Origin of the sequence: Sneathiella sp. (assembly GCF_036844445.1) — a bacterium.
Classification (GTDB): Bacteria; Pseudomonadota; Alphaproteobacteria; order Sneathiellales; family Sneathiellaceae; genus Sneathiella.
Map to the genome: position 1 here is coordinate 201,364 of NZ_DAIUFV010000006.1, position 6,503 is coordinate 207,866.

The 6,503-nt window shown below is 59.7% G+C and carries 4 protein-coding genes; 3 read left to right on the forward strand and 1 reads right to left on the reverse strand.

The genetic code is table 11. The annotated features are described in order from the left end of the window. The first annotated feature begins 19 nt into the window (after window positions 1–19). Both V7Z56_RS13230 and V7Z56_RS13235 read left to right on the forward strand, forming a co-directional pair. Window positions 20–3,448, forward strand: a complete 3,429-nt coding sequence (locus V7Z56_RS13230) for a VWA domain-containing protein (protein WP_334129977.1) — start codon at window positions 20–22, stop codon at window positions 3,446–3,448. Window positions 3,449–3,548: 100 nt separating this feature from the next. After that, a complete protein-coding gene (locus V7Z56_RS13235) occupies window positions 3,549–4,097 on the forward strand; it encodes a hypothetical protein (RefSeq protein ID WP_334129978.1) in 549 nt (182 codons plus the stop codon). Window positions 4,098–4,106: 9 nt separating this feature from the next. Here V7Z56_RS13235 and V7Z56_RS13240 read toward each other — a convergent pair whose 3' ends face one another. Next, window positions 4,107–5,723: a helix-turn-helix domain-containing protein gene (locus tag V7Z56_RS13240; protein ID WP_334129979.1), complete on the reverse strand. Its 1,617-nt coding sequence runs from the start codon at window positions 5,721–5,723 to the stop codon at window positions 4,107–4,109. A 206-nt stretch (window positions 5,724–5,929) separates the two neighbouring features. On the opposite strand from V7Z56_RS13240, the gene V7Z56_RS13245 reads away from it, so the two are divergent. Then, window positions 5,930–6,503: ABC transporter substrate-binding protein (locus tag V7Z56_RS13245; RefSeq protein WP_334129980.1), on the forward strand; the 574-nt coding region annotated here is incomplete at its 3' end.

A 6,503-nucleotide genomic window follows, 5' to 3' on the forward strand; every position in this document is an offset into this window, starting at 1 on the left:
GTCAGTGGAGTTAAGACAAATGGCGACGTCAGGCGATAATAAGAGTGCAGCCGCGGATAAGGCGGCTACAGATATTGTCGAGGTAGCTCTCGGCGAAACGGTCAGACTGCCGATTGAATCGCTGGACGGCACCGAGTTCATGCAGGAAGCGGGAAATCTTCTTGTCTTCCCGGCGGATGGCGGTGAGCCAATTCTGCTACAGAACTTTCTCGCGCTAGGGCAGACGGATAATCCCCCGAAAATTGAATTTGAAAACGGCGATGTCGTCGAGATCGACCAGATCACGCCGCTCGTTCAGGGCTATAATCTCGCGGACATTGCCCCGGCCGCAGGTGACACGCAAGCTCATGGCGGCGGCGCCAGCTTCCGCAGCTATCAGGACGGAAGTATCGGCGATCCGCTCGATATTGATGACCTGCTGGAGGGCACCAGCCTCGAATTCTCCCGCGATGAGATCGAGGAAATCATCGGGGTGAACCAGAGATCCCTGACCCCGGGTACCCCGCCCAACCCGAACCCGATCCCGCCGGGCGGGAGCACGACGATCTCCTACCAGACAGACATGGGCGCGGGCGTTTTGCGCTCGGGCGGTTTTGAAGACTGGCAGCCGGGACAGAATACCGGCGATATGACCATCCGTCCCATGCAGATGACGGTTGACTTCACGCCCGATACCGACGAGCAGATCACCGATATCGAAATTTCCGGCTTCCCGCCGGGCACGCGCTTCTTTGTTGGCGGCACGGCGCCGGGCAATGAGATCGATGTGACGGGCGGCAGCGCGACGGTGAGCGCGCCCGGAGGCACTCTGCCGGAGATGTATATCCTTCCGCCTTCGAACAGTGACGCCGATATTCCGCTGACGGTCGAGACCCGTTTCGTTAATGGTAGCGGCGATACCGGTAGCACGACATCGAGCGGAACGGCCATCGTCGATGCCGTTGCCGATCGGCCGACACTCAGCGGCGGGGATGCAAGCGGGCTTGAAGACAGCCCGATCACCATCGCGCCGATCACCGTCAGTCTCACCGATACAGACGGGTCGGAGAGCCTCGCCGTGGTCATGAGCGGCGTGCCCGTCGGGGCGATCCTCAGCGATGGGGTCAACACATTCACCGGCGATGGTGCCGACGTCGATCTGACCGGATGGGACCTTTCGACCCTCACGATAACTCCGCCTGCCGATGACGATACCGATTTTACGCTGACCGTGCGCGCAACGGCGACCGAAGCGGCGACGGTCGCGGGCGGCGGCGAACTCACCGACAGCAATAATGTCGCGACCACCGAAATCACCATCAATATCAGCGTTGATCCGGTCTCGGATACGCCAACGGTTGTGGTCTCGGATGCGGCGGGCAAGGAAGATCTCGGCCTCGCGGCGGACCAAATTGCCGCCGTTGGCGCGCCGGCGTCCGGCGATATTCCGCTCTCCATTACGCTCACCACCGGTGAAGGCGGCACAGAAGACGGCTGGGTTATCCTCAGCGGCTATCCCGCAGGCGTTACCTTCTCGGTCGGCGTCGCCGATGCGGGCGGCTGGCGCGTCGAGCAGGCGGATCTCGCTTCGCTCGCGATCACGGGCCTGCCCGAAGACAGCGATGCGGATTTCGCCATTACCGTCACCCCCTATTCGCAGGACGGGACGGCTGCGCCGGCTGCAGGCGCCGCAGGGACGATCAACGTCGTGATCGACGCCGTTGCCGATCTGCCGACGCTGACGCTCGATACAGCCGCCGCCAACGCGACGGTCAGCGGCGATGAGAATACGGCGATTGGTCTTCCTGATGTTACCGCCGCGCTCCAGGATACGGACGGGTCGGAGACGCTCTCCCTGTCGATCAGCGGCCTGCCGACGGGTGCGGTTCTTTCCGATGGGGTCAACAGCTTTATCGGGGATGGCAGCGATGCGGATATTACGGGCTGGGATCTTGCGAACCTGACCGTTACGCCCGCGCTTGACGACGCGAGCGACTTTACGCTCACGGTGACCGCGACAGCGACGGAAGGCGCGACGGTTGCGGGCGGCGGCGAGGTGACCGAAGCCGACAATACCGCCAGCACGAGCCTGACCATCGATGTGACGGTCAATGACACGACGGTCCCGGTGGATGACGGTCCGACGGCGGTTGATGACGGCCCGGTTGTGATTGCCGAACCCGCCGACACGCACGCGCTCTTTGTCATCGACACCTCGGGAAGCCTGAGCGATGCCGACATCGCCCTGATGGAGGAGGCGCTTAAAAATCTTGCAACGACGCTGTTCGAGCGCAATCCGACGGGCACGGCGATCACGCTGATCGACTTCGACTCGCGGGCCGAGTTCATTGGCGATGGCACCTTCTACACACTCGCGTCCGTGCTTGAGGCGCTCGACTCCCTCGACAGCCGGGGCGGCGGGGGCACCAACTACAAGGAAGCTCTCGACCTTGCCCGGACGGTGGAGTTCGAACCGGGGTATGAGCAGGCAATCTATTTCATCTCCGACGGCGTGCCGACGCAGGGCAACACCCAGGGCGGCATCAACGACTTCAACGACTGGGTCCAGAACGATCTCAACAATGCCAAGGTCTATGCCGTCGGCATTGGCGCGGAGGCGCAGCACAGCACGCACCTCGGCCAAATCGACAATACGCCGGAAGACAACAACAATGATCCCGATCCCGGCGATCCCTATCTCTATATCGACAGCCCGGCCGCGCTTGAAGCCAGCCTGACGCCGAGCGAGAACAGCATCTCCGGCAATGTGCTCGACAATGATGAGCCGGGGAGCGATCCGCTCGCCGCCGTGCCGATCATTTCGCTGACCTATAAAGGGATCGACTATGATCTCGCGGACGGGGCGGAGCCGAATGTCACGGTGAATGGCAACGTGCTGACGCTGCAGACCGATTTCGGCATTCTCGAGATGAATTTTGAAACCGGGGAATATACGTTCCTCGCCAATACCGATGTCGCCAACTTCGAGCATGAAGCGATCGGCTACACTATTGCCGACAGCGACGGCTCGACCAGCTCGGCGGTGCTGAATATCACCATAACGCCGGGTGACGGTTATGTCGGCACCGATGCGTCCGAAACGATTATCGGCGGTGGCAGCAATGATTACATCGTCGGCGGGGGCGGGGATGACATCCTGTTCGGCGGCACGGGCGACGACCGCTTCGTCTATATGAATGCGGCAACCGACGGCAATGACATTATCAAGGATTTCGGCGCGAACGGCGATGCCGATGTGATCGACCTTTCGGCGCTGTTCGACGAGCTTGGTATTGCCGCTGTCGACCGGGCGGACCATATCCTCTTCTCGGAAAGCGACGGCAACACGACGATTACCGTCACCGACGGGACGAATGCGGAAGTCTCTGGCTTCTCCATCGTCGTCGAAAATGCCTCGCTCAATGCCGCCGATATTACAAGTGGCAAGATTGTCGTTGACGAAAGCTGATTTCGTTGCTGGCAGGAAGTGGGAAAAGGCCGCAAGAATATTGCGGCCTTTTTCTTTTCTGCATTATGATGCGGCCGATTTATTCATCAGGGAGATGATTTTGTTCAAGCTCAAAAAATTTCTGGTCGCTATTACCGCCATTCTGTTCTTATCGCCCGCGACGGCCATGGCAGAGGACCTCACAATCACGGCCTTCAAGGGGAACTGGCGCGGCAGCGCGGTCTCCGAAACGAACACGAGCGTTACCTTCCCGCTGACCAGCCGGGATATCGATGTCCGGATCGCGCCAAAGGAAAGTGGTGATTTCGACATTACGTGGCGGACCCTGATGCGGCAGAAGGGGACAGCGGACAAGCCGGAGGAAGTGTTGAAAGAGACGACGCTGACCTTTTTCCGGACGGATCGCCCGAATGTGTGGCGCGCGGCCGTCTCAGGGGATGCCCTCGCCGGTGATCCCATCTCCTGGGCGCGTATCGTGAGGCAGACGCTCAGCGTTTATGTCATGGCGATCAGCGAAGCGGGCGATTACGACATGCATGTCTACAAGCGGACGCTGAACGGCCTCAATATGGAGCTGGACTTTACCGCGCTCCGCGACGGCGCCGTGCGGCGCACCGCCAAGGGTCGGCTGGTTCTCGACGGCTACTGAGGCGGCAGTTTACAAATCCCCGATGCCGGGAGAGATGTTGCGCCGCTGCGGAGGCACTTTACGGGTGTGTGACGGCGGCGGCGCGGCGCGGTGGGCGCAGTTCTCCCGCTCACAGAGACGGCAGGTGATGCCGATCGGCATAATCGCCTTCGGGGCCGACAGATTGAGCCCGTCCGCATAGATCAGGCGATGTGCGTCCTTGATGTCGCACCCGATGCTGATGGCGTAGTGCCGTTTGGGCTGGCCGTAGCCGAGGCTTGGCTTGGTCACCGTGCAGGCGATGGAGAAATAGCGGCTGCCGTCCGGCATCTCCGATATCTGCGGACACAGGGTGCCGGGCGTGAGAAAGGCCGAATGCAGCGCCCAGCGCGGGCAGGAGTTGCCATAGCGCGGAATATGCAGGCCCGAGGCGCTGAAGCGCTTCGAGATATTGCCGGCAAGATCGCTGCGAATGAGATGGAACGGGACGCCGCTTTTCCCGGGCTGCATCAGAGTCGTGAGGCGATGGCAGATCTGCTCGAAGCTGGCATCGAACTGCTGTTGCAGCAGCTCTATATCATATCGGTAATCCTCTGCCGCACGGTAGAATTGATTATAGGGGAGCAGCACGGCGCCCGCGAAATAGCTGGCGAGCGCGGCGCGCGCCTTCGTCTGTGCGGCCTCCGTCGGCAGCTCCGGCGCATCAGCGATATCCATGAAGAGGTTCGCGTTGGTCAGCTGGCCGCAAAGGATCGCGAGATGAAAATTGACGCTCGACTGCGGCAGTGACTTTGACAGAATGACCTGCCGGCTTCGTTCATCGAAGAGCGTCGCTTCGGTGTTGTGGATATCGCGCGTCGCAAAATCAACATGGATATCATGCACGCGCTGCAGATAGTCGATCAGCTGCGCGGTCGAGAGCAGGCTGTGCCCGCCCAGCATCTCGCGAAATTCCGCGGCGGCCGTCTCGATCGGATCGAAATAGTTGTTCCTTGCCTGAATGAAGTCCGACACCGCCTCGTTGGGCGAGGGCGCCCATGATTTGCCCGTCAAGCTCTCATCGCCGAGGATGCCGAGCATCTCGTTCACCGTGTGATTGAGCGCGTTGCTGTCTTTCAGCGCGATTTGCAGGAATTCTTTCCTTTCGCGGGCATCGAGCCCTTCATTGTCATGCAGGATCTCGGTCGATGAGATGATGGAGGTGATCAGCGTGCGCAGCCGGAATGACGCGCTCGCGAAATGCACATCCTGGGACAGCCGTTCACTCATCTGGCGAAGTTGAACCTGCGAATTTCGAAACGCCTCATAGGTTTTTTTGAAGAGCGCGCTCAGCGTTGGCGATTCCGTCGCCATTTCGGCGATGTCTTCAGGCGTGAACTCGTTATCGGCGAACAGCGGATCCTTCAGCGCATCGGCAAGCTCGCTGATCAGGTGGCTTTCCTCCTGCGGTGAAAAGACCAGCGGGTCCACTTTCAGGATCCGGCTGATATGGAGCAGCAGGGACGCGGTGATATTGCGCCGGTTGTTCTCCAGCAGGTTGAGGTAACTCGCGGAAATGCCGAGCCGGTCCGCAAGCTCAATCTGCGTCATCTTGCGTTCCTTGCGCAGTTTCCGCAGTCGGCTGCCGAACAGGGGTTGCTTCGCCATTTCGGATCCTCGGAATGGAATTTACAAGAATTTACAAATTTACAAAATCTAATTTAGAATTTTTACATAAAAAACACTCGCTTTTCAAGGGATCATTAGGAAATAAGGCGAAAATGTGAAATTTTTACAACTAGCAGGTATTGGCTCGTGAAAACAGGCGCGGGCACCCTGTATGGGAAATCCATCTATCTATTGGGAGACAATTCATGAGCGATTTTACAAAATCAGGCCTGTCGCGTCGTGGTTTGCTGAAAGCGGGTGCCGTTGGTGGCCTGATTGCGGCAACGCCCAGCTTTTTTGTCAAGAACGCCTGGGCGGAAGAATTCCGCAACAACCCGAAAGACAAGAGCGAGCTGAAGCTCGGCTTCAATGTCCCGCAGACCGGCCCTTATGCCGACGAAGGGATGGATGAGCTGCGCGCCTATATGCTGGCGGTGAAGCATCTGAACGGCGAAGGCGACGGCGGGATGCTGAATACCTTCAAACCCTCAAGCCTGAAGGGCAACGGCGTGCTTGGCAAGAAGGTGACCTACACGACTGGCGACACGCAGACGAAATCGGACGCGGCGCGGGCCTCGGCGAAGCGGATGATCGAGAAGGACGGCGTCCTGATGATCACCGGCGGCTCCTCCTCGGGCGTCGCGGTCGCGGTGCAGTCGCTCTGCCAGGAGCAGGGTATCATCTTCATGGCGGGTCTCACCCATTCCAACGATACGACCGGCAAAGACAAGCGGCGCTACGGCTTCCGCCACTTCTTCAACGCCTACATGTCCGGCCAGG